This window comes from Parvimonas sp. C2, assembly GCF_035282405.1.
In the GTDB taxonomy this organism is placed as follows: Bacteria; Bacillota; Clostridia; order Tissierellales; family Peptoniphilaceae; genus Parvimonas.
This window is the reverse complement of sequence record NZ_JAYKBP010000002.1, coordinates 436,851-457,302: the sequence shown is the minus strand read 5'-3', so window position 1 is coordinate 457,302 and position 20,452 is coordinate 436,851. Positions and strand designations below refer to the sequence as shown.

At 28.3% G+C, this 20,452-nt stretch carries 26 protein-coding genes and 1 tRNA gene; 10 read left to right on the top strand and 17 right to left on the bottom strand.

Annotated features, from left to right (window positions below; all coding sequences use genetic code 11):
• Window positions 1-149 precede the first annotated feature (149 nt).
• The 5 genes from VJI95_RS05265 to VJI95_RS05245 all read left to right on the top strand — a co-directional run bounded on the left by VJI95_RS05265 (window position 150) and on the right by VJI95_RS05245 (window position 6,948).
• Window positions 150-1,097 (top strand): NAD-dependent epimerase/dehydratase family protein, encoded by a 948-nt coding sequence (locus VJI95_RS05265; protein WP_323999468.1) that lies wholly within the window; start codon window positions 150-152, stop codon window positions 1,095-1,097.
• Window positions 1,098-1,121: 24 nt separating this feature from the next.
• Entirely contained in the window at window positions 1,122-2,306 is a 1,185-nt protein-coding gene (locus VJI95_RS05260; RefSeq protein ID WP_324010505.1) for a glycine C-acetyltransferase, read from the top strand.
• A gap of 287 nt (window positions 2,307-2,593) precedes the next feature.
• Complete coding sequence (locus VJI95_RS05255; RefSeq protein WP_323999472.1) at window positions 2,594-4,171, top strand: S1C family serine protease; 1,578 nt, start codon at window positions 2,594-2,596, stop codon at window positions 4,169-4,171.
• Window positions 4,172-4,490: 319 nt separating this feature from the next.
• Window positions 4,491-6,230, top strand: coding sequence for a DEAD/DEAH box helicase (locus VJI95_RS05250; RefSeq protein ID WP_324010504.1), 1,740 nt, complete (start codon window positions 4,491-4,493; stop codon window positions 6,228-6,230).
• Window positions 6,231-6,243: 13 nt separating this feature from the next.
• Window positions 6,244-6,948, top strand: a complete 705-nt coding sequence (locus VJI95_RS05245) for a TrmH family RNA methyltransferase (protein WP_324010503.1) — start codon at window positions 6,244-6,246, stop codon at window positions 6,946-6,948.
• Between the two features lie 521 nt (window positions 6,949-7,469).
• Here VJI95_RS05245 and VJI95_RS05240 read toward each other — a convergent pair.
• The 17 genes from VJI95_RS05240 to pip form a co-directional block, all read right to left on the bottom strand.
• Window positions 7,470-7,688 carry a DUF1858 domain-containing protein gene (locus tag VJI95_RS05240; RefSeq protein ID WP_313961343.1) on the bottom strand — a complete coding sequence of 73 codons (219 nt, stop codon included), beginning with the start codon at window positions 7,686-7,688 and terminating at the stop codon, window positions 7,470-7,472.
• Between the two features lie 204 nt (window positions 7,689-7,892).
• Window positions 7,893-7,969 (bottom strand) — tRNA-Pro (locus VJI95_RS05235).
• Window positions 7,970-8,087: 118 nt separating this feature from the next.
• Window positions 8,088-8,690: a YdcF family protein gene (locus VJI95_RS05230; protein WP_324010502.1), complete on the bottom strand. Its 603-nt coding sequence runs from the start codon at window positions 8,688-8,690 to the stop codon at window positions 8,088-8,090.
• Between the two features lie 10 nt (window positions 8,691-8,700).
• Window positions 8,701-9,186 (bottom strand): GAF domain-containing protein, encoded by a 486-nt coding sequence (locus VJI95_RS05225; protein WP_324010501.1) that lies wholly within the window; start codon window positions 9,184-9,186, stop codon window positions 8,701-8,703.
• Window positions 9,187-9,305: 119 nt separating this feature from the next.
• On the bottom strand, window positions 9,306-9,623 hold the full coding sequence (locus VJI95_RS05220; RefSeq protein WP_324010500.1) for a hypothetical protein: 318 nt from the start codon (window positions 9,621-9,623) through the stop codon (window positions 9,306-9,308).
• Between the two features lie 14 nt (window positions 9,624-9,637).
• Entirely contained in the window at window positions 9,638-10,009 is a 372-nt protein-coding gene (locus VJI95_RS05215) for a hypothetical protein (protein ID WP_324010499.1), read from the bottom strand.
• Window positions 9,985-11,202, bottom strand: a complete 1,218-nt coding sequence (locus tag VJI95_RS05210; RefSeq protein WP_324010498.1) for a hypothetical protein — start codon at window positions 11,200-11,202, stop codon at window positions 9,985-9,987. Before VJI95_RS05210 ends, VJI95_RS05215 begins: the two co-directional genes overlap by 25 nt.
• 3 nt (window positions 11,203-11,205) lie before the next feature.
• Window positions 11,206-11,541, bottom strand: a complete 336-nt coding sequence (locus tag VJI95_RS05205; RefSeq protein WP_324010497.1) for a hypothetical protein — start codon at window positions 11,539-11,541, stop codon at window positions 11,206-11,208.
• A gap of 117 nt (window positions 11,542-11,658) precedes the next feature.
• Window positions 11,659-12,045 (bottom strand): hypothetical protein, encoded by a 387-nt coding sequence (locus VJI95_RS05200; RefSeq protein ID WP_324010496.1) that lies wholly within the window; start codon window positions 12,043-12,045, stop codon window positions 11,659-11,661.
• Window positions 12,046-12,048: 3 nt separating this feature from the next.
• Window positions 12,049-12,435, bottom strand: coding sequence for a hypothetical protein (locus tag VJI95_RS05195; protein ID WP_324010495.1), 387 nt, complete (start codon window positions 12,433-12,435; stop codon window positions 12,049-12,051).
• A 649-nt stretch (window positions 12,436-13,084) separates the two neighbouring features.
• Window positions 13,085-14,299, bottom strand: coding sequence for an Mbeg1-like protein (locus tag VJI95_RS05190; RefSeq protein ID WP_324010494.1), 1,215 nt, complete (start codon window positions 14,297-14,299; stop codon window positions 13,085-13,087).
• A 3-nt stretch (window positions 14,300-14,302) separates the two neighbouring features.
• Window positions 14,303-14,635, bottom strand: a complete 333-nt coding sequence (locus tag VJI95_RS05185) for a hypothetical protein (protein ID WP_324010493.1) — start codon at window positions 14,633-14,635, stop codon at window positions 14,303-14,305.
• A 612-nt stretch (window positions 14,636-15,247) separates the two neighbouring features.
• Entirely contained in the window at window positions 15,248-15,631 is a 384-nt protein-coding gene (locus tag VJI95_RS05180) for a hypothetical protein (protein WP_324010492.1), read from the bottom strand.
• 109 nt (window positions 15,632-15,740) lie between these two features.
• Window positions 15,741-16,112: a DUF6483 family protein gene (locus tag VJI95_RS05175; protein WP_324010491.1), complete on the bottom strand. Its 372-nt coding sequence runs from the start codon at window positions 16,110-16,112 to the stop codon at window positions 15,741-15,743.
• Between the two features lie 8 nt (window positions 16,113-16,120).
• Entirely contained in the window at window positions 16,121-16,396 is a 276-nt protein-coding gene (locus tag VJI95_RS05170; RefSeq protein WP_324010490.1) for a hypothetical protein, read from the bottom strand.
• Complete coding sequence (locus tag VJI95_RS05165) at window positions 16,393-16,671, bottom strand: hypothetical protein (protein ID WP_324010489.1); 279 nt, start codon at window positions 16,669-16,671, stop codon at window positions 16,393-16,395. Before VJI95_RS05165 ends, VJI95_RS05170 begins: the two co-directional genes overlap by 4 nt.
• Before the next feature lie 25 nt (window positions 16,672-16,696).
• Window positions 16,697-17,638, bottom strand: a complete 942-nt coding sequence (pip, locus tag VJI95_RS05160) for a prolyl aminopeptidase (RefSeq protein WP_324010488.1) — start codon at window positions 17,636-17,638, stop codon at window positions 16,697-16,699.
• 119 nt (window positions 17,639-17,757) lie between these two features.
• On the opposite strand from pip, the gene VJI95_RS05155 reads away from it, so the two are divergent.
• From VJI95_RS05155 to VJI95_RS05135, 5 genes are all read left to right on the top strand, one after another.
• On the top strand, window positions 17,758-17,997 hold the full coding sequence (locus VJI95_RS05155; RefSeq protein ID WP_324010487.1) for a SemiSWEET transporter: 240 nt from the start codon (window positions 17,758-17,760) through the stop codon (window positions 17,995-17,997).
• A gap of 71 nt (window positions 17,998-18,068) precedes the next feature.
• Window positions 18,069-18,257, top strand: a complete 189-nt coding sequence (locus VJI95_RS05150; protein WP_324010486.1) for a type II toxin-antitoxin system HicA family toxin — start codon at window positions 18,069-18,071, stop codon at window positions 18,255-18,257.
• A 31-nt stretch (window positions 18,258-18,288) separates the two neighbouring features.
• Window positions 18,289-18,672 carry a HicB family protein gene (locus VJI95_RS05145; RefSeq protein ID WP_324010485.1) on the top strand — a complete coding sequence of 128 codons (384 nt, stop codon included), beginning with the start codon at window positions 18,289-18,291 and terminating at the stop codon, window positions 18,670-18,672.
• Between the two features lie 154 nt (window positions 18,673-18,826).
• On the top strand, window positions 18,827-19,714 hold the full coding sequence (locus tag VJI95_RS05140; RefSeq protein ID WP_324010484.1) for a fructose bisphosphate aldolase: 888 nt from the start codon (window positions 18,827-18,829) through the stop codon (window positions 19,712-19,714).
• 132 nt (window positions 19,715-19,846) lie between these two features.
• On the top strand, window positions 19,847-20,374 hold the full coding sequence (locus VJI95_RS05135) for a hypothetical protein (protein ID WP_324010483.1): 528 nt from the start codon (window positions 19,847-19,849) through the stop codon (window positions 20,372-20,374).
• Window positions 20,375-20,452: the final 78 nt, after the last annotated feature.

Sequence of the window (20,452 nt, the reverse complement as noted above, 5' to 3'; positions counted from 1 at the left end):
ATTTATATTTAATTGAATCATTTATTCACTTATTCTATATAAAAATATTAATTTTTTTAATATAAGGTGTTGTAAAGTAATTAAAATTGATGTATAATACATCTGGATAGTAAAAATTTTACTCAGTTATTTTGAAAGGAGATTGAATAATGAAAAGGATTTTAATGACAGGAGCACTTGGACAAATCGGTACTGAATTGGCTCTTTATTTGGGGGACATTTATGGAAGAGAAAATATCTTAGCTACAGATTGCTCAGATGCAAACAAAGCGGCTATCGAAGATATTCGTTTTGAAACATTAGACGTTACTGATCCAAAAAGAATGTTTGAATTGGCGAAAGAATTTAAAGCTGATACAATAGTAAATTTAGCAGCAATACTTTCTGCTAGAGGAGAAAGTATGCCACAATTAACTTGGAAGGTTAATGTTGACGGAGTTGTAAATACTTTAGAAGTTGCAAGAGAATTAAATGCAAAAGTATTTGTACCTTCATCAATAGCAGCATTTGGAGTTGGAACTCCACTTGATAATACACCGCAAGTTACTATTCAAAGACCTAACACTATGTATGGAGTAACAAAAGTTTCAGGAGAACTTTTATGTGATTACTATTATAATAAATTTGGCGTTGATGTAAGAGGAGTTCGTTATCCAGGAATTATTTCTTATAAGACATTACCTGGTGCAGGAACAACTGACTATGCAGTTCATATTTATTATGAAGCAATTAAAAACAAAGCTTACACTTCTTATATAGGTAAAGGAACTCAAATGGATATGCTTTATATGCCTGATGCACTTAAAGCAGTTGTTGATTTAATGGAAGCTGATCCTTCAAAACTTAAGGACAGAAATGCTTTCAATATCACAGCTATGAGTTTAACACCAGAAATTTTAGAAGAAAGCATTAAAAAACATATGCCTGAATTTAAATTAAGCTACGATGTAGATCCAATCAGACAAGCTATAGCTGAAAGCTGGCCAAATTCATTGGATGACTCTGCAGCAAGAGAACAATGGGGTTGGAAACCAAGTTTTGATTTAGACAAGATGACAGTAGATATGTTAGACAATTTAAGCAAAAAATTAAAATAGTTATATAGAATAGGAGAAAAAGATATGAGTATTCATGATTTAAAATTTTTACAAGAAAAAGTTAATAAATTAAAAGAAGATGGAGTTTATCGTACATTACCTGTACTAAACGGAAAGAATTCATCAACAATTATTCTTGACGGAAAAGAAATGGTAAACTTATCTGCAAACAACTATTTAGGACTTGCAAATAATCCTGTTTTAAAGAAAAAAGCTCAAGAAGCTATTGAAAAATATGGTGTAGGTGCTGGTGCTGTAAGAACTATCATTGGAAATATGGATTTACACGAAGAATTGGAAAAGAAATTAGCTACTTTCAAAAAATCTCCAAGAGCATTTATATTCCAATCAGGTTATGATTGTAATATAGGAACTATCCAAGCAATTACAGAAAAAGGCGACTTAATTATCTCTGATGAATTAAATCACGCTTCAATTATAGACGGAATTAGAATGACTAAAGCTGATAAAGCAGTTTTCAAACACAGTGATATGGAAGACCTTGAAAGAGTTTTAGTTGAAGCTCAAGGAAAATATAAAACAATCTTAATTATTACTGACGGTGTTTTCTCAATGGACGGAGACCTTGCAAAATTACCTGAAATCGTAGAATTAGCTGAAAAATATAATGCATTAACTTATGTTGATGACGCTCACGGTTCAGGAGTTATGGGAAGCCACGGAAGAGGAACTGTAGATCATTTCGGATTACATGACAAAGTTGACTTTGTTATCGGAACTCTTTCAAAAGCTATCGGAGTTAAAGGTGGATATGTTGCTTGTAACGAAGTTGCTTACGAATGGTTAAACCACAGAGCAAGACCAGTTCTATTTAGTACAACTTTATCTCCTGGAGATACTGCTGCTTGTATTGCTTCTGTTGAAACTTTAATCGAAACAGATGAATTACAAAAGAAACTTTGGGACAATGCTAAATACTTCAAAGAACAATTAGGAAAATTAGGATTTAACACTGGTCATTCAGAAACTCCAATTACTCCAGTAATTATAGGAGATGAAGCTAAGACTATGGAATTTTCTAAAAAATTAAGAGAATACGGAGTATTCGGTTCCGCAATAGTATTCCCAACTGTACCAAGAGGAACAGGAAGAATTCGTTGTATGATTTCTGCAGCTCATAGTAAAGAAGAATTAGATAAAGCTGTAAAAGCATTTGAATCAGCTGGGAAAGACATGGGAATTCTTTAAGATTAAGCTTAAAAATAGAGAAACAAACAAAAAATATTAAAGAGGAGAAAATTTCTCCTCTTTTTTAAGTCCATTTAAGTTTTTATCGATATAATGTTAGCAGTTGATAGATAAGACAATACGAAAATACATTATTTTACTATTGACTTCAAAATTTATTTTTTGAATATATTTTTAAAAAATAAAAAAATTTTTAAAAAACTTTTTTCTTTAAGCTTACTTTAAGGTTGACAGTTTAAAATATGTTCAAGATAATAAATGATATTAAAAATATGAGGTGATTTATTATGGACGATAAAAGAGATAATATCTTTGATGAAAACAAAAATGAAGAACATATAAATGAAACTTCAAACAAAAACGAAGATTCATTTAGTGAAACTCAAAAATTATATAATAGTGAAAATACAGAAGAAATGAATGATAAAGTTGATAAAGCAGATGAAACTTATGGCAAATTTTTTGAAGAACCATCTGATGATTATATCAAACAATCAGAGTCAGAGTATGAAGACTATGTAGATGAATCAAAAGATGATAATAAAAATTTTGAATCCTATGTTGACGGTATTGTTCAAAAAGAATTTGAAAAAAGAAAAAAAGCTAATAGATTTAAATCTTTTTCAAAATTCTTATTAGCTATTATTCTAGCTAGTTCAATAAGTATGGCTGGAACAAGTTATTATCTAAAAAATAATAATAGCGGAAAATCTGCTTTAAATCAAGCACCAACTGATCAAAACGCGAATACGACAAATGCAGATACATCAGGAAACACAACAGTAGAAAAATCAGTTGCTCAAAAGGCGATGCAATCTGTTGTAGGTATAACAACTGTTGGGGTTTCTGAAGATATGTTTTCCACTCAAAAACAAACAAGCGGACTTGGTTCAGGGGTTATAGTAAGTAAAGAAGGTTATATTTTAACTAATAACCATGTTGTTGACCCTTCAAAAACAAAATCCGTAACTGTAATAATGAGTGATGGTACAAAAAGAGAAGCAAAAGTTTTATGGAGTGATAAAACTTTAGATTTAGCAGTTATCAAGATAGATCCTAAGGGACTTGATTTAAAACCTGTTGAATTTGGTGATAGTTCAAAAGTTTCAATAGGTGATAAAGCTATAGCAATCGGTAATCCGCTTGGTATAAATTTAAAATCAACTTTGACTTCTGGATATATTTCAGGAAAAGATAGAGTAATAACTTTAAGAGATGGTTCTACTATGGAAGGTTTATTCCAAACTGATGCGGCAATAAATCCAGGAAATAGTGGTGGTGGATTATTTAATGATAAAGGACAACTTATCGGAATTAATACAGCTAAAGCTGGAAATAGTGATGGAATCGGATTTGCAATTCCTTCTAATCTTGCAAAACCTATTTTGGAACAAATAATTAAAAATGGTAAGTTTGAAAGTGTTACATTGGGTATAAGAGGTATAGATGTTTCAAGATATAATGTCTTAGGACAACAAAAATTACCTGTAGACTCAGGTGTATATATTCATGAAGTCCTTTCAGGTTCTCCAGCAGAGTCTGCAGGATTAAAACCTAAAGATATTATTACTAAAGTTGGAGATACTAAAGTTACATCTAACTCAAGTTTAAAAGCAGCTTTATTGAACTATAAGATAGGCGATAAGGTTAAGATTGAGGTTTATAGAGATGGAAAGACAACTACAATAGAAGTTAAATTATCAAAATTTGATTTAAATAAAGCTGAGAACAAAGCAAATCAAAATCAAAATAAATTTAATCCAAATCTAAATCCAAATCGTAATCGTAATCGTAATAATGATAATTATGATAGAAACGAAGATGATTTTGATGGAAATAACGATGATAATGACAACAATAATTAATTAGCATATTAGTAGAGATTTTTTTATAAATCCTCCGTAAAAATAAATAAATGCAAAAAAAGTTATGAATCAATTCATAACTTTTTTTGTGCATAAAATTGTTATAATTACCTATTTATCCACAATTTTTGTGGATAACTATAGTAAATTGTGGATTAAAGTTGAAATTTTAACTGTATTTATGATATAATATACTGTTGAGTTATAAAAAAGTTAAAATATAACTCATAATATGTCGTGATGTTTAATGTATAGTTTGTTTTTGTCTTTTTCTTTCGGAACTAACGTTAAGGTTCACGAAAAAAAGAAAGGAAAAAACATGATAGAAAATTTTAATGATTTTAATTTGTCGAAGGAAGTTTTAAAAGCCGTTATTGAAATGGGCTTTGAAGAACCTTCTCCAATTCAAAAACAAGCAATTCCGACTATGTTAAACAATGAAGACATTATCGGGCAAGCACAAACGGGAACAGGAAAGACAGCGTCTTTTGGAATTCCAATAGTAGAAAAAGTAAATAAAAACAGTAAGACAACTCAGGCTATGGTACTTTGTCCAACAAGAGAATTGTCAATTCAAGTTGCAGAAGAAATTTCGAAACTTGCAAAATATAAGGGAGTAACAGTTGTTCCGATTTACGGAGGACAACCTATAGAAAGACAAATCCGTTCTCTAAAAATGGGAGTTCAAGTTATTGTTGGAACTCCAGGACGTGTTATAGACCATATTAAGAGAAAAACTTTAAAAACTGAAAATATAAGAACTTTTGTATTAGATGAAGCGGATGAAATGTTTGATATGGGCTTTAGAGAAGATATTGAAAAAATTATAGGCTTTTTACCTTATGAAAGACAAACAACTTTCTTCTCTGCTACAATGGATCAAGAAATGATGGACTTTGCTGCAAGATACCAAAGCGAACCAAGACTTATAAAAGTCGTACCAAAGGAATTGACAGTTCCAAAGGTAACTCAATACTATTTTGCACTTAAGCACAATATGAAACTTGAAATCTTATCCCGTATTTTAGATGTTCAAAATCCTAAACTTACTGTAGTTTTTTGTAATACTAAAAAAATGGTTGATGATTTAACTGCAGGACTTCAATCCCGTGGATATTTTGCAGATGGACTTCATGGGGATTTAAAACAAATCCAAAGAGATGGGGTAATGAATAAATTTAGAAATTCTACAATTGATATCTTGGTTGCGACAGATGTTGCAGCCCGTGGAATCGACGTTGACGATGTAGATTTAGTTATAAATTACGATATGCCTCAAGATGTGGAATACTATGTTCACAGAATAGGTAGAACTGCAAGAGCGGGCAGAGAGGGAACTGCAATAAGTTTTGTTTCTCCAAGAGAAATGAATACTTTATCCCAAATTCAAAAATACACAAAAACTAAAATAGAAAAAAGAGATATGCCAACTCTTAAAGACTTGATTAAAAGACATGAAGAAAGATTTATGGAGGACATCAAGGAAGAAATCAATAAAAATGAACATACAAAAGAATTAAATCTAATAAATATTCTAATGAGTGAAGATTATTCTCCGATTGATATTGCAGCTTGTCTTTTAAAGCATTATAATGAAAATAATAAACTTAATAACCATGAAGAACTTATGGATGTGGATATCAAGAAGAATAAGAAAAAGGGAAATGACAAGACTTCTATTTCTAACAAGGGTGGTAAGTCAAATGTTACTGAAAAAAATTCCGGAAGAATTTATATCAACATAGGTTCAAGGAAGGGAGTTTCTCAAAGACATATTGTTTCTGCGCTTTGTAACGATGCTAATATAAGTTCAAGAGATATTGGAGATATTGAAATTTTTGAAAAGTTCAGCTTTGTAAATATCCATAAAAATGCACTTAAAGATGCAGTAAACAACTTAAACAATGCTCATATTAAGGGATTTAAGGTTTTAGTTGAACTTGCAAATAAAAAAGAAGATTCTTCAAAATTTTCTGCAAAACCAAAAGATAAGAAAAATAAAAAGGATAAAAAAGACAAAAAGGGCGAAAAGTCTAAACGTGATAAAAAGAGAAGATAATCTAAGGTAAATTATGGAATTTTGTAAATATAAAAAAGATTTAAATTTTTCATACACAATGGGAGCTTTCCCAACGATTGAGCTTTTACAGTCAAAAAATTACAAGACTATATCAGTTTTGGTACATTCAAAATATGACGACAAAGCAGGTCTTGAAAAAATTTGTGATGAAAAAGGAATTAATTTAATCTATAATGATAAAATTGTAAATAAACTTCAAAGCAAAGAAAATACATTTGTTATTGGAGTTTTTGAAAAAAACTTTGCAAAGATAAAAAAAGACAATCACATACTTTTATGTGAGCCGAGAGATAAAGGAAATTTAGGTACAATTTTACGAACTGCATTGGGTTTCGGTTTTAAAAATATCGCGATAATCGATGGTTGTGACGTTTTTGATCCTAAAACTATTAGAGCTTCAATGGGAGCAATCTTTAAAATGAATGTAGAAATTTTTAAAAATTTTGAAGACTACGAAAAAACTTTTGAAGAAAATAATATTTACTCTTTCATTTTAAATAAGGATTCAGTGTCTCTAAAAAATGTAGAGATTAAAAAGCCTTTTACATTGATGTTCGGAAACGAATCACATGGTCTTGAGAACTTTGACTTAAGTGGAACAACTCCTGTATTCATAGAACAAAGTGAAGACATAGACAGCTTTAATTTACCAATTGCAAGTTCAATAGCAATGTATAAATTTACGGGAAAAGAATAAGAAATAAAGTAAAAAGCAGGGGCAATCCCTGCTTTTTTAGTATGGATGAATTTAAACATTAATAAAATTTTTCGTTTTTTTAATATAATTTTTTATAAAAATATTTAAAGTTTATTTACTATTAACGTCTAGCTGTTAATCGAAGTTATTTCTTTAAACGTCATTCAATCTATCCCTAACTTTGTTTACTTGTAAACAAAAGTAGGTTTGAAGATCTCATACTTTTGCTTTAGCAAAAGTAAATGTATCGTAGATACATCCAGACTGATGACAAAGTGTCAATGAGCAATTGTTGACACTTTTTTAACGGAGAAAAAGAGAATAAGTGGTATAATAATTAGACTATAGTCAAATAATTTAATAAAAACAAAAATATACAAAAAAGGTACAGATAAAAATTATACTTTGTCTATGCTCTGAATGTATCGTAGATACATCATTGATAAGAATGCTATAAACCTTGTTGTTTCACAATAAAAAAACAGGGGCAACCCTGTTTTTTTGTCCTAGTAAAAATGCATTTAAGCATTAATAAAGTTTTCTAACTTTTCTTTTAATTCGTCAAATTCAAATCCACCTTTAATAGCAATCATTTCAAGAGTTGCAATGTCTTTCATCATTGCAAATAATTCCGGGTTATCAAGATTTGAATATTCTGGGCTTAAAGTTTTTAAAAAGTCCTTAACTTCTGGATGTTGTTCTAATAATTCACCAATTTTTGTGCTTTTTTCTAATTTCATAGTATTTCTCCTTTTCTCTAATCAATTTAATTACTCTTTATATGATTTATTATTTATTTTAATAATATTATAACCTTATTTGTATTGAAAATCTGTTGCATTTGAAACAAAAGAAAAAATTTCTTTAATTTTTTTGGATTTTTGAAAAAATATGTAAATATAAATTTACATAAAAAAATTCCTATGAGTAAAACTCATAGGAATTGGTCGGGGTGAGAAGATTCGAACTCCCGGCCCCATGGTCCCAAACCACGTGCGCTACCAAACTGCGCTACACCCCGATACGATTACCTACATATTATATAACTTTTATTTTATTTTGTCAACACTTTTTTTAATTTTTCATGCTAACAAGTCATTTATAGCTGATTATTACATCATGTAGGGTCAATCGTAAAATTATTTATTCTTTGAATGTAAATTTTTTATATCTTCTTCTGTAGGTTTATCATACAGAAAAGTCTTTACAACTGCAAAAGTTTCTCTTACATATGATGGAATAAGTGCACTCATTGGAGTCTTTGCTGGAACAGTCCTTGCTAAAATTCCAAATCTGTAGAGAATAAGTTTTGCTCTAAATAGATGATAACTAGATGATATCACCATTATTTCAGATGGCTTTTTATCAAGCTTTTCTAGAGCGAATTTTATATTCTCGTAGGTATTTTTACTACCAGTTTCAGTAATAAGTCTTTCTTTTGCAATTCCTTTTTCAATAAGGTATTTTTGCATATATTCAGCTTGAGAAAGCTCATTATTATTTTCTTTTCCACCACATAAAATAGCTTTTGCCTTTTTGTGTTTATTTAAATATTCAACAGTAGTATCTAATCTATTAATCAATGTTTTTGAAAGATTTCCATTATTTGCCTTAGCCCCAAGCACTAATACATAATTTTCAAAAGTATCCATTTCGTTTTTTTGAGAATGATAAATTAAAGATTGAATTAAGACGACTAAACACAAACAGATGAATAAAATAAATTTAAAAAGTTTTTTCATATTGACCTCCTTAAATGTGAGTTTCCAATTGTTTAACAAATGCTTCTAGGTAAGTTTCTTCTTCCTTTGAAAATCTATTAAAAATTGGAGAGTCTATATCTAATACACCAATAATTCTATTATTTTTAAAAATCGGAATAACAATCTCTGAATTGCTCTTAACATCACAGGCGATATGGCCTTCAAAATTATGAACATTATCAATATTCAAAGTTTTTTTTAGATTTACACTCGTTCCACAAACTCCTTCTCCGTTTTGAATTCTAACACAGGCAGGAAGCCCCTGAAAAGGTCCAAGAACTAAAGTATTTGTCTTTTCATCTAAAAGATAAAAACCTACCCAATTTATTTTTTCTAAAAAGAAGTTTAATAGGGCAGATGCATTTGCCAAATTAGCTATCATATTATCTTCATTACAACATAATAAATACAAATCTTTTATTAAAGAAGAGTATTGTTCTCCTAGATTACCTTCATATTTGACTGGATTAAACATAAAAACCTCCTTAATACTATTTACTATCAACATAAAATTTTTATAAGGCTATATTTTAGTAGTGGTTACATACAAGAAGCTGATTCAACTCGTTTAATAGAGCTTTTAAGCTATTTATTTTACTTAATCATAAAGTTATACTTTTCATTTTCGCGCTCTATATATTTTTTTATTTCATTGGAACATTGTCCTCTAATGGCTTCATCAATACCTTCTTCAGAATTTTTTATTAAATTTTTTGTGCTTTTTGATTCATCTGAAATCATTGTATCTCCTGTTGCTATTCCTGCACTTGTAGTATATCTTTTTCGACCACTTAAAAAATTTCTAATAACAGATTTTTCTAAAGATTTTTCTGTAGATATTAAACTGTCTTTACACCCATCAAAAAAATCTTGAACACCCTGTCGAAGTTTACCTAAATCTATAACAAGCATAAAACCTCCTTATTCTATTTATTATTTTTATAATTTTCATCTATATATATTTTTAATCTTTTTATTTTACTTTGATATTCATCTTCATCATTTCTAAATTTTTTATTAATTTTTTTTACATTTTCGATATAAATAATATCTACATTATCATAATACTGTCTAAAAATAATATTTAAATTACTTAATTCATTATTATAATTTTCATTACTGCGAAGATAATTAATAGTATATTCTCTTTTCTTATCAATCATTTCAATAAGTTTTTTCTTTTTATCTTTTAAATCATTGATTTTTTCTTCGTAATTCTTTTTTATGTTATTATATTCTTCTTGTAAATTTTCTAGTTCTATATTTTTCTTTTTTAGGTATTCATCTCTTTCGTCCATAAATCAAAATCCCTTTTTAATTCTTCATCTTTTTCCAACATTTCATCAATAGTTTTATTTACCTTTTCATCCAACTCTACAAAATTTTCATTTATTTCTTTTGCCTTTTCTACTTTTGGATCAAGCTCTCTTTTTGTTTGTCCTACTGTAGTATCATAAGTTACTCCACCTTCCATATATGCTGCCCTTACTTCTTGTGGTGATAAAATAAATCCAAACGGGACTTCTAATGTACTATCCCATATTTCTTCTGCTCCTGCAACTGCTTTATCTCTTATATTTTTTATATTTTCATATGCTGTTGTCGATATTTCTTTTACTCCTTTTGATATTATTCTTGCTTGTTCACTATCTAAAAATATTTCCTCGTTTTCTGTATAGCCTCCTTGCGCTAACTTTGTTTTGATATTTTGTAGATTGTCTAGTTTATCGAACATTTCTTGTTTTAGTTTTAGACTAGTTTTTACTGCTTCTCCATAATCATCAATAAGTTTTCCTTCTTTGTTAAATTCCCAATCTGATAAACTATGAGTATAAATTCCAAATCCATAATTTAAATATATTACTGTTTGTGTTTTGTTTCCAGTGACATTTCCCACATAGTCATAATAATTTCTATAGTTTATAAATTGCTCTGGATGTTTCCTCATATATTCTATTTCATCTTTGCTTATCATATTATGTATATCCGGTCCGTTAAATCCTGTATTATTAAATCTCATTTTTAAAGCAACATACATAGCTGTTGATTCGCCTAATGAATGTCCAGTTGTAGTTATTATAGAATCTGGATATTCTGCTCTTATTTTCTTTGCAAAATCTAATGCTGTCTTTGATTGAGCATCATATTCTGTAATATCATCTTCTGGAGAATCAGCATGAGTTAATTTTTCTGTATCTCCAAGTCCTATCATTTGAGCATCTGTTTCAACGTCTTTCCATTCATCAGTTCCCGCATAAGCAATTACTATACGACTTGTATCGACTTTTCCATTTATAATTGGAGCTACTGCCATTGCTTGCATTCCATTTTCATGGTCTAGTACTTCTAAGACTTTGAATTCCTTATCAAATGATTCCACTGTTCTTCCTTTTTTTAGTGGTTTATCATTATTTGGTTTATTTTTTCGAACTTTGTAAACCTCATATGAAATCCATTTATAATCTAAATCTGTAATTTTTACTTCACTCATATTCTAATCCTCTAAATATTCTATTTTTACTTCTAATTTTGTACTATTTTTTGGCGGTTTTATTCTTTTAATCTCTTCACCTTGATAGGTAGCAGAACCAATTTTTACTATTTCATAATTTTCTAAAGCAAGAGAAATGTTGAATTTATCATTTATTAAAAGTTCACAGCCCCATATACCAGTCATATGATGTTTTGTTAAACTTAAAACCTTTATTTTTTTAATTTCTTCACCATTTGATAATTCATAATTATTTACAAAATATAGAGCAATTTTTTCTTGTTTTTCTCTAAATTCCTCTTTATGCTTTGCTCTGTTTCCATTTAAACTAAAAGCCATAAAAACACCTCCTATTAAAATTATAACTAAGCCTATAATATATATCTTTTTCATTTTATACCTTCCTGTTTCAAAATAAATCTAAAATACATCTATAATTATTATATCATAGATAAACTAATCCTCAAAATATTCTATCTTTGCTTCTAATTTTGTATTGTTTTTTGGTGGTTTTATTTTTTTAAAATCTCCATCTTGATAGCTAGCACCATCAATTTCTTTTGTTCTGACACTTTCCGAAACATTAGCATAATATTTCCCATTTATCAAAAAATCACAATCCCAATATCCTGTCATATTACTTTTTGTTAAACTTAAAATTTTTATTTCTTTAATTTCATCGCCATTTGCTAATTCATAATTATTTACAAAATATAGAGCAATTCTATCTTGCCTTTCTCTAAATTCTTCCTTGTGTTTTTCTCTGTTTCCATTTAAACTAAAAGCCATAAAAACAGCAAATATTAAAATTACAATTAACCCAAAAATGTATTTCTTTTTCATAATCTAATCCTCAAAATATTCTATATTTGCTTCTAATTTAGTATTGTTTTTTGGTGGGACTATTTCTTTAAAATCGTCGCCATGATATCCAGCACCGAGAATTTGTTTTTTTTCATAAATTTCCGAAACATTAGCAGAATATTTTCCGTTTATTAAAAAAGAACAACGCCATGATCCCGTCATATGATTTTTTCTAAAACTTGTAATTTTTATTTCTTTAATTTCTTCGCCATTCGTTAATTCATAATTATTTACAAAATATAGGGCAATTCTCTCTTGTCTTTCTCTAAATTCTTCCTTGTGTTTTTCTCTGTTTCCATTTAAACTAAAAGCCATAAAAACACCAAATATTAAAATTGCAATCAACCCAAAAATGTATTTCTTTTTCATAATCTAATCCTTTATATATTTATTTTTTCCTCAAATAATATTAATTTCTAGAGTTTATTTACTATTAACGTTAAGCTATTAATCTAAGTTATTTCCTTAAACGTCATCTCGACTGTAGCGATAGAGAAATGAATCTAGCCCTAACTTTGCTTGTTTACAAGCAATAGTAGGTCTGACGGGGTCGTTGTATCTTTTGATACAATGACTCTGGAAATCTCATACTTTTGATTGTATACAATCAAAAGTAAATGTATCGAAGATACATCAATAATTTATTAGGATTTCTTTCAGAAATACTATTGCTTACAAACAAGCAATAGTTGAGATCTTTCGACTTCGTTTCACTTCGCTCAAGATGACGTGTTGAGAGACTTTTTTTGTTAAGTATTATGACGTGAAGCTTTTTATTTTCTATATAATTTTTTACTAATAACATAAAACTATCAAACTAAAAATATATTTCTTTTTCATATTTTTACCTAGCTAAAGAGAGAATAGTATTTTATTGTATTAATAATACTATATTAAATTTTATAAATTTTTTTATCAATTTTAACAAAGAGCTGACTACAAAAGTCGGCTCTTTGTTAAATCAATTTTGATAAATTATTCATATTAAATTCTTTTAATAAGTCTTTTATTCCTGTTTTTATTTCATCTCTTTCGTCCATAAATCAAAATCCTTTTTTAATTCTTCATCTTTTTCCAGCATTTCATCAATAGTTTTATTTACCTTTTCATCTAACTCTATAAAATTTTCATTTATTTCTTTTGCCTTTTCTACTTTTGGATCAAGCTCTCTTTTTGTTTGTCCTACTGTAGTATCATAAGTTACTCCACCTTCCATATATGCTGCCCTTACTTCTTGTGGTGATAAAATAAATCCAAACGGGACTTCTAATGTACTATCCCATATTTCTTCTGCTCCTGCAACTGCTTTATCTCTTATATTTTTTATATTTTCATATGCTGTTGTCGATATTTCTTTTACTCCTTTTGATATTATTCTTGCTTGTTCGCTATCTAAAAATATTTCCTCATTTTCTGTATAGCCTCCTTGTGCTAACTTTGTTTTGATATTTTGTAGATTGTCTAGTTTATCGAACATTTCTTGTTTTAGTTTTAGACTAGTTTTTACTGCTTCTCCATAATTATCAATAAGTTTTCCTTCTTCGTTAAATTCCCAATCTGATAAACTATGAGTATAAATTCCAAATCCATAATTTAAATATATTGCTGTTTGTGTTTTGTTTCCAGTGATATTTCCCACATAGTCATAATAATTTCTATAGTTTATAAATTGCTCTGGATGTTTTCTCATATATTCTATTTCATCTTTGCTTATCATATTATGTATATCCGGTCCGTTAAATCCTGTATTATTAAATCTCATTTTTAAAGCAACATACATAGCTGTTGATTCGCCTAATGAATGTCCAGTTGTAGTTATTATAGAATCAGGATATTCTGCTCTTATTTTCTTTGCAAAATCTAACGCTGTCTTTGATTGAGCATCATATTCTATAATATCATCTTCTGGAGAATCAGCATGAGTTAATTTTTCTGTATCTCCAAGTCCTATCATTTGAGCATCTGTTTCAACGTCTTTCCATTCATCAGTTCCAGCATAAGCAATTACTATACGACTTGTATCGACTTTTCCATTTATAATTGGAGCTACTGCCATTGCTTGCATTCCATTTTCATGGTCTAATACTTCTAGGACTTCATACCAAGTATTAGAACTCTTAAATGTTCTTCCTTTTACTAATGGCTTTTTATTATTTTTCTTGTTTTTTCGAACCCAATAAACTTTAGATGAAATTACGTTATAATCTAAATCTGTAATTTTTATTTTATCCATAATCTAATCCTCAAAATACCCTATCTTTGCTTCTAATTTTGTATTATTTTTTGGAGGTGATATTTCTTTAAATTCTCCTTTTTGATATTCTACACTTAGTATTTGTTTTTTTTCGTAGCTTTCTAAAATATCAGCATAATATTTTCCATTTACTAAAAAACTAAAATTCCAATACCCTGTCATAAAATCTTTTGAAAAATCTAAAATTTTTATTTCTTTTATTTCTTCACCATTTGCTAATTCATAATTATTTACAAAATATAGAGCAAGTCTCTCTTGTCTTTCTCTAAATTCTTCTTTATGCTTTGCTCTGTTTCCATTTAAACTAAAAGCCATAAAAACACCTCCTATTAAAATTATCACTACTCCAATAAAAATATATATTTTTTTCATTTTATACCTTCCTATTTAAAAATAAATCTAAAATACATCCGTAATTATTATATCATAGATAAACTAATCCTCAAAGCATTTTATCTTCCTTTGGGATGTAGTACTTTTTTAAGTTTATTTACCTTTAACGTCTAGCTGTTAATCTAAGTTATTTCCTTAAACGTCATCTCGACCAACGCGGAGAGATCTCATACTTTTGATTGTATACAATCAAAAGTAAATGTATCGTAGATACATACTAGGTCGAAATATCATACTTTAATTTGAGTAAAAATGAATATAGAAATACTATGTTTAATAGGGCTTTATGAGATTTCCAGTATAATTGTATCTAAAGATACAATTACCACGTCAGACCTATTTTTGCTTACAAGTAAACAAAGTTAGGGCTAGATTCGCTTCACTTCACTACGTTCCGTTTCGGTCGAAATGACGTGTTGGAAAATTTTATTTGCTAAGTATTATGACGTGAAGCTTTTTATTTTCTATAAAATTTTTGAAGCTTTTTTGCTGTTTGCATTAAACAATCAACCCAAAAATATATTTTTTCATAATCTAATCCTCTAAATATTCTACTTTTATTTCTAATTTTGTAATATTTTTTGGGGGCTTTATTGATTCAATTTCTTTGTCGTAAGATGCACCATCAATTTCTCTTGTTCTGTCATTTTCAGAAACATTAGCATGATATTTTCCATTTATTAAAAGGGAACAATTCCAATAACCAGTCATATGATGTTTTCTAAAACTTAAAACTTTTATTTCTTTAATTTCTTCGCCATTTTCTAATTCAAAATGATTTACAAAATATAGGACGATTTTCTCTTGTCTTTGTCTAAATTCTTCTTTATATTTAGTCCAATCTTTATTTATACGAAATGCCATAAAAACACCAAATATTAAAATTATTATTAACCCAAAAATGTATTTCTTTTTCATTTTATCTCCTTACTTGCATTAAATTATATTAATATTAAAAATAGAAATCTTTTTATACTCCAGTTTTTACTAATCTAACTAAAAGCTGACTATAGTAGTCAGCTCCTAGTTAAATTAAATCTGATAAATTATTCATATTAAACTCGTTTAGCAAGTCTTTTATTCCTGTTTTTATTTCATCTCTTTCAAAATCATGTTCATTTAAAAATTTTGAATCTTTTCCATTGAGATATGAATAAAAAAGGAGTCCAATTAACAAACTATCTTGTGTTTTGTATTTCAACATTTCAAATAAAGCATCTTCAGCTTCATTTATATTTCCATTGTCGATTTTTAATTTTAAGTCTTTTAAAATTTCCTTACTTGCTTCTAGTTTTAATAGTTTTTCAGGTGAAGAATTTTTGTCGATTTTAAAGACAAATTCTAAAATCATACTTATCCATTCTTCAATTTTTCTCATTATATAATCATTTTTTAACATATTATCTCCTAATCAATTACTTCAAGATAGGATATGTGGAAGTATACAGTTGAGCATATTAATCCCAAATTTAAAAACAACCACAATCCGACTTTTTTTGAATATCTTGAAAAATAAGAGGCTATTGCCCCGACTATTTGTGGGAAAAAGAATCCTAAATATCCAATATAATGTGGCAGGTGAATTCCTTGTCCTGTTTTAAAGGATTTTACATATAGTAACAAAATTATTTCTACTATAGCACCAATTAAAAATAGTATTATTGATAAATTTTCTTTTTTCATATTAAAACTCCATAAACCAATATAAAATACATTATATGTTCAAGATTAAATGTAATCAAGAAAAGAATTATACTCATTATAGAGTAAATCTTTCTTGAATTTCTTGAAAAATACATTGAAAATCCAAGCAAAACTAAAGTTATAGGTTGTAAAGCCAATAAAATTTTTACATTTAAGTTTGAAAAGTGAACAGTAACACCCCAGAATAATGTAATACAAAATGAAATCAAAGATAGTGAGAAAACTATTTTTGGTAAATTTTTATTGGATACCATATTGACCTCCTTTATTTAGAGAAATCTAAAAAAGTTTCTTAAATTCCTCTTGTGCTAAAATAAGCTCGTGGGTCATTGCAGGATCGAAAGAAGTATGACCTGAGATAGGGAAAATCAATTTTGAATTATTTAGTTTTTCGTGCAATAAATAAGCCCCAACAGGTCTGCAATCTACATCATATCTGCCATGAATAATTATTGTAGGAATATCTTTTATTTTTTCAACATTATTTAAAATGTAATTTTCTTCAAAGAAACAATGATTTACAAAGTAATGGCATTCCATAATTGCCATTGAAATATCTTCATCAGTGATTTCTTCTGAAATAACTCTCGGTTCAAGAGCAACAACTGAATTTTCAAATGCACTAAAAGATTTTCCGTATTTTTTCTTTGTTTCATAGTCATCTGAAGTTAAGTATTTGTAATAACTTTGAACATAATCTTTTCTCTCTTCTTCGTTAAAAGGAGATTTAAAGATTTCAAAGGCTTCAGGGAAGAACATTCCTGCTCCACCTTGATACAACCACTTAATATCCTCATCTCTTCCTAAGAAAATTCCTCTAAGAATTAAACCTACAACACTTTGTGGATAATTTTCTGCATAGTATAAGGAAAGAGTAGTACCCCAAGAACCGCCATAAACAAGCCATTTATCAATCTTCAAATGTTCTCTTATCTTTTCCATATCCTTTGCAAGATTTTGTGTATTATTATCTTTTAATTCCAAAAATGGTTTACTTTTACCGCAACCTCTTTGGTCAATTGTTACTATTCTATAAAAAGATGGATCTAAAAATCTTTTAGATTTGTCGCCACAACCACAACCTGGTCCACCGTGAACAAATACTACAGGAGCTCCATTTGGATTTCCTGATTGTTCATAATATACTTCATGAACATCATCAACCTTTAGATGTCCTTTGTCGAATGATTCAAATTCGGGAAAAAGTGTTTTATATTCCATATTAACCTCCAAAAAATACTAATTATCTAGTCTATACTATAATAAATAAAATCTTTTGTCAAGTTGTAATTTATGTTCAAAATGTGGTAAAATTTTAAAATGAAATATTAGGAGGTAATATGATAGGAATAGTGGCTGCTTGTCTTACAACTTTTGCATTTGCACCGCAAGTTATAAAGATAATAAAAGATAAAAACACAAAATCAATTTCTTTGATTATGTGTATTATGCAAACAACGGGAATTTTCCTTTGGCTTGTTCATGGTTTAATGATAAAAGATTTTGCACTTATTTTTGCAAACAGCATTTCGTTTGTGTTAGTTTTAATAATACTTTTACATAAAATTAAATATAAATAGATTTATATACAAAAACTTGACTTACGTAATAATACGTGTTACAATATATTACGTAAGGAGGTAGAGTGCACATGCCACTTACTGGGAAAGAAATGCTTAAGCTCCTAAAGAAAAATGGTTGGAAAGAATTAAGGCAAGAGGGCTCGCATCATATTTTAGAAAAAGATGGTGCAATAATTGTAGTGCCAGTTCATGGGAACCAAGATTTAGGAAAAGGTCTTGAGCAGAGAATCTTAAAAGATACAGGACTAAAGAAATAGTCTTGTATTTGAAAATTTAAGGAGTGATTTTATGTTTGTAGTTTATCCATTTGTATTTAAAAAAGAAAGTCCACAAGGTTATTTTATTGAGAGTATAGATATAAAAGAAGCTTATACAGGAATAAATACCGAGGATATTTCTTTTGGTATTTCAATGGCAGAAGAAGTATTAGGACTTGTTTTATCTGAATATGTAGAAAGAGGAATTGAGCTACCAAAAGCCACTCCAATAAAAAATGTAAAGACAAAGAATGATGAATTTGTTACTTTAATAAAGGTAGATTTAGAAAAATTTTTAAAAGATACATCTTTAGTTAAAAAGACTTTATCAATACCTAAATGGGCGAATGATAAAGGAACAAGGTTGGGTATAAATTTTTCAAAAGTTTTAACTGAGAGTATATTAAAAATGTAAATAAATTATTAAAAGGCAATTATCAAGATGTTTTATACCAATTAAGTAAAAAAATATTAAAAAATAAATGATTTATAAGTTTGTTAAATTACCTTAAATATGATAAAATATAGCTAGAGTAAAATTTACTTAATAATTTTTAAGGAGCGAAGATATGGATTTACAAAAATTTAACAGAATCAAAAACGATGAAGGTTTTATAGCGGCTTTGGATCAAAGTGGTGGAAGTACACCGAAAGCATTAAGATTATATGGTGTAAATGAAGATGCTTATACAAATGAAGCTGAAATGTTCGATTTAATTCACGAAATGCGTACAAGAATTGTTACTTCAAAGGCTTTTACTAAAGAACGTATATTAGGGGCGATTTTATTTGAAATGACAATGGAAAGAAAAGTTAACGGTAAATTCACTCCGGATTATTTATGGAATGAAAAAGGCATTGTTTCATTTTTAAAAGTTGATAAGGGCTTAGCAGAAGAAAAAAATGGTGTTCAACTTATGAAAGAAATTCCAAATTTAGCTGAAATTGTAAAAAAAGGTGTTGAATATGGAGTTTTCGGAACAAAAATGCGTTCAGTAATTAAAAAAGCAAATGAAGAAGCTATCAAAGAAGTAGTTGCTCAACAATTCGACTTTGCAAAACAAATTATCGCAGGTGGACTTGTTCCAATTGTTGAACCTGAAGTTGATATAAATTCAGCAGAAAAAGAAAAATGTGAAGAAATCTTAAAAAGAGAAATTTTAAAAGAACTTGATAAATTAGAAGAAGGACAAGAAGTAATGTTAAAACTTACATTGCCAACTGTTCCTAACTTCTACAAAGAATTAGTTGACCATAAAAGAGTTTTAAGAGTTGTTGCTCTTTCTGGCGGATACTCAAGAGAAGAATCAAATGAAATTCTTGCTAAAAATCACGGAGTTATCGCAAGTTTCTCAAGAGCTTTGTCAGAAGGACTTAATGTAAATCAAACTGGGGAAGAGTTTGATAAAATGTTAGACAGCTCAATTCAAAGTATATTTGAAGCATCAAGAAAATAATTTTTTAAAACAAAGGACTATGAATTTGATTTCATAGTCCTATTTTTTGTGGAATTAATTGAAATATTGGCTCATATAATGTAAAATATAAATTGAAAATAGTTTATATCATAAAAGAGAAGAGGTTTTAAAATGAGAAAAATAAATTTTAGATATAACAAAAACACTCCAACTTTGCTACATATTATGGTTATTATAGGAATGGTGATAGGAATTCTTCTTTGTTATGAGTTTCTTATTTATTTAGGATTTGCAAGTACAAATGAGCCACAATATTTTAAAGACCATCCTAAGCATGCAGTATATTTGATTTTTGGATTAATTCCGATTTCAATGTTAGTACCTTTTTGGATTGTCTTTAAATTTTGGAGTAGAGAAGATGAAGATGCAGAGCTTGAGCTATACGATGATTATGCAATTTTAAAAATGAGAAATGAAAAAATTAAAATCCAAAAGGGAGAATTGGAGATTAAATTTCCACAACCACAGGCAATTTTATATACTACATATATACTAAAATTACCTGAACAAAAAATCGTCTTAGTAGGTTCTTTAAAAGAAAAAGGAAAATCAAAGCTATCTTTAAACATTGCAATAAAAGAGCTATCTGCTTATAAAAAGAGAAAATATTTAAAGAAGATAAATTTATTTAAACAGTAGAAATTAAAATCTACTGTTTTTTGTTTAAATTTGATTTATAAATCTTAAAGTAGTATAATAAGTATGAATAAACATACT

What these genes read in the sequence shown, in the direction of transcription:
- VJI95_RS05265 (WP_323999468.1), top strand. Translation starts at nt 150, where the DNA reads ATGAAAAGGATTTTAATGACAGGAGCACTTGGACAAATCGGTACTGAA.
- VJI95_RS05260 (WP_324010505.1), top strand. Translation starts at nt 1,122, where the DNA reads ATGAGTATTCATGATTTAAAATTTTTACAAGAAAAAGTTAATAAATTA.
- VJI95_RS05255 (WP_323999472.1), top strand. Translation starts at nt 2,594, where the DNA reads ATGGACGATAAAAGAGATAATATCTTTGATGAAAACAAAAATGAAGAA.
- VJI95_RS05250 (WP_324010504.1), top strand. Translation starts at nt 4,491, where the DNA reads ATGATAGAAAATTTTAATGATTTTAATTTGTCGAAGGAAGTTTTAAAA.
- VJI95_RS05245 (WP_324010503.1), top strand. Translation starts at nt 6,244, where the DNA reads ATGGAATTTTGTAAATATAAAAAAGATTTAAATTTTTCATACACAATG.
- VJI95_RS05240 (WP_313961343.1), bottom strand. Translation starts at nt 7,688, where the DNA reads ATGAAATTAGAAAAAAGCACAAAAATTGGTGAATTATTAGAACAACAT.
- VJI95_RS05230 (WP_324010502.1), bottom strand. Translation starts at nt 8,690, where the DNA reads ATGAAAAAACTTTTTAAATTTATTTTATTCATCTGTTTGTGTTTAGTC.
- VJI95_RS05225 (WP_324010501.1), bottom strand. Translation starts at nt 9,186, where the DNA reads ATGTTTAATCCAGTCAAATATGAAGGTAATCTAGGAGAACAATACTCT.
- VJI95_RS05220 (WP_324010500.1), bottom strand. Translation starts at nt 9,623, where the DNA reads ATGCTTGTTATAGATTTAGGTAAACTTCGACAGGGTGTTCAAGATTTT.
- VJI95_RS05215 (WP_324010499.1), bottom strand. Translation starts at nt 10,009, where the DNA reads ATGGACGAAAGAGATGAATACCTAAAAAAGAAAAATATAGAACTAGAA.
- VJI95_RS05210 (WP_324010498.1), bottom strand. Translation starts at nt 11,202, where the DNA reads ATGAGTGAAGTAAAAATTACAGATTTAGATTATAAATGGATTTCATAT.
- VJI95_RS05205 (WP_324010497.1), bottom strand. Translation starts at nt 11,541, where the DNA reads ATGGCTTTTAGTTTAAATGGAAACAGAGCAAAGCATAAAGAGGAATTT.
- VJI95_RS05200 (WP_324010496.1), bottom strand. Translation starts at nt 12,045, where the DNA reads ATGAAAAAGAAATACATTTTTGGGTTAATTGTAATTTTAATATTTGCT.
- VJI95_RS05195 (WP_324010495.1), bottom strand. Translation starts at nt 12,435, where the DNA reads ATGAAAAAGAAATACATTTTTGGGTTGATTGCAATTTTAATATTTGGT.
- VJI95_RS05190 (WP_324010494.1), bottom strand. Translation starts at nt 14,299, where the DNA reads ATGGATAAAATAAAAATTACAGATTTAGATTATAACGTAATTTCATCT.
- VJI95_RS05185 (WP_324010493.1), bottom strand. Translation starts at nt 14,635, where the DNA reads ATGGCTTTTAGTTTAAATGGAAACAGAGCAAAGCATAAAGAAGAATTT.
- VJI95_RS05180 (WP_324010492.1), bottom strand. Translation starts at nt 15,631, where the DNA reads ATGAAAAAGAAATACATTTTTGGGTTAATAATAATTTTAATATTTGGT.
- VJI95_RS05175 (WP_324010491.1), bottom strand. Translation starts at nt 16,112, where the DNA reads ATGTTAAAAAATGATTATATAATGAGAAAAATTGAAGAATGGATAAGT.
- VJI95_RS05170 (WP_324010490.1), bottom strand. Translation starts at nt 16,396, where the DNA reads ATGAAAAAAGAAAATTTATCAATAATACTATTTTTAATTGGTGCTATA.
- VJI95_RS05165 (WP_324010489.1), bottom strand. Translation starts at nt 16,671, where the DNA reads ATGGTATCCAATAAAAATTTACCAAAAATAGTTTTCTCACTATCTTTG.
- pip (WP_324010488.1), bottom strand. Translation starts at nt 17,638, where the DNA reads ATGGAATATAAAACACTTTTTCCCGAATTTGAATCATTCGACAAAGGA.
- VJI95_RS05155 (WP_324010487.1), top strand. Translation starts at nt 17,758, where the DNA reads ATGATAGGAATAGTGGCTGCTTGTCTTACAACTTTTGCATTTGCACCG.
- VJI95_RS05150 (WP_324010486.1), top strand. Translation starts at nt 18,069, where the DNA reads ATGCCACTTACTGGGAAAGAAATGCTTAAGCTCCTAAAGAAAAATGGT.
- VJI95_RS05145 (WP_324010485.1), top strand. Translation starts at nt 18,289, where the DNA reads ATGTTTGTAGTTTATCCATTTGTATTTAAAAAAGAAAGTCCACAAGGT.
- VJI95_RS05140 (WP_324010484.1), top strand. Translation starts at nt 18,827, where the DNA reads ATGGATTTACAAAAATTTAACAGAATCAAAAACGATGAAGGTTTTATA.
- VJI95_RS05135 (WP_324010483.1), top strand. Translation starts at nt 19,847, where the DNA reads ATGAGAAAAATAAATTTTAGATATAACAAAAACACTCCAACTTTGCTA.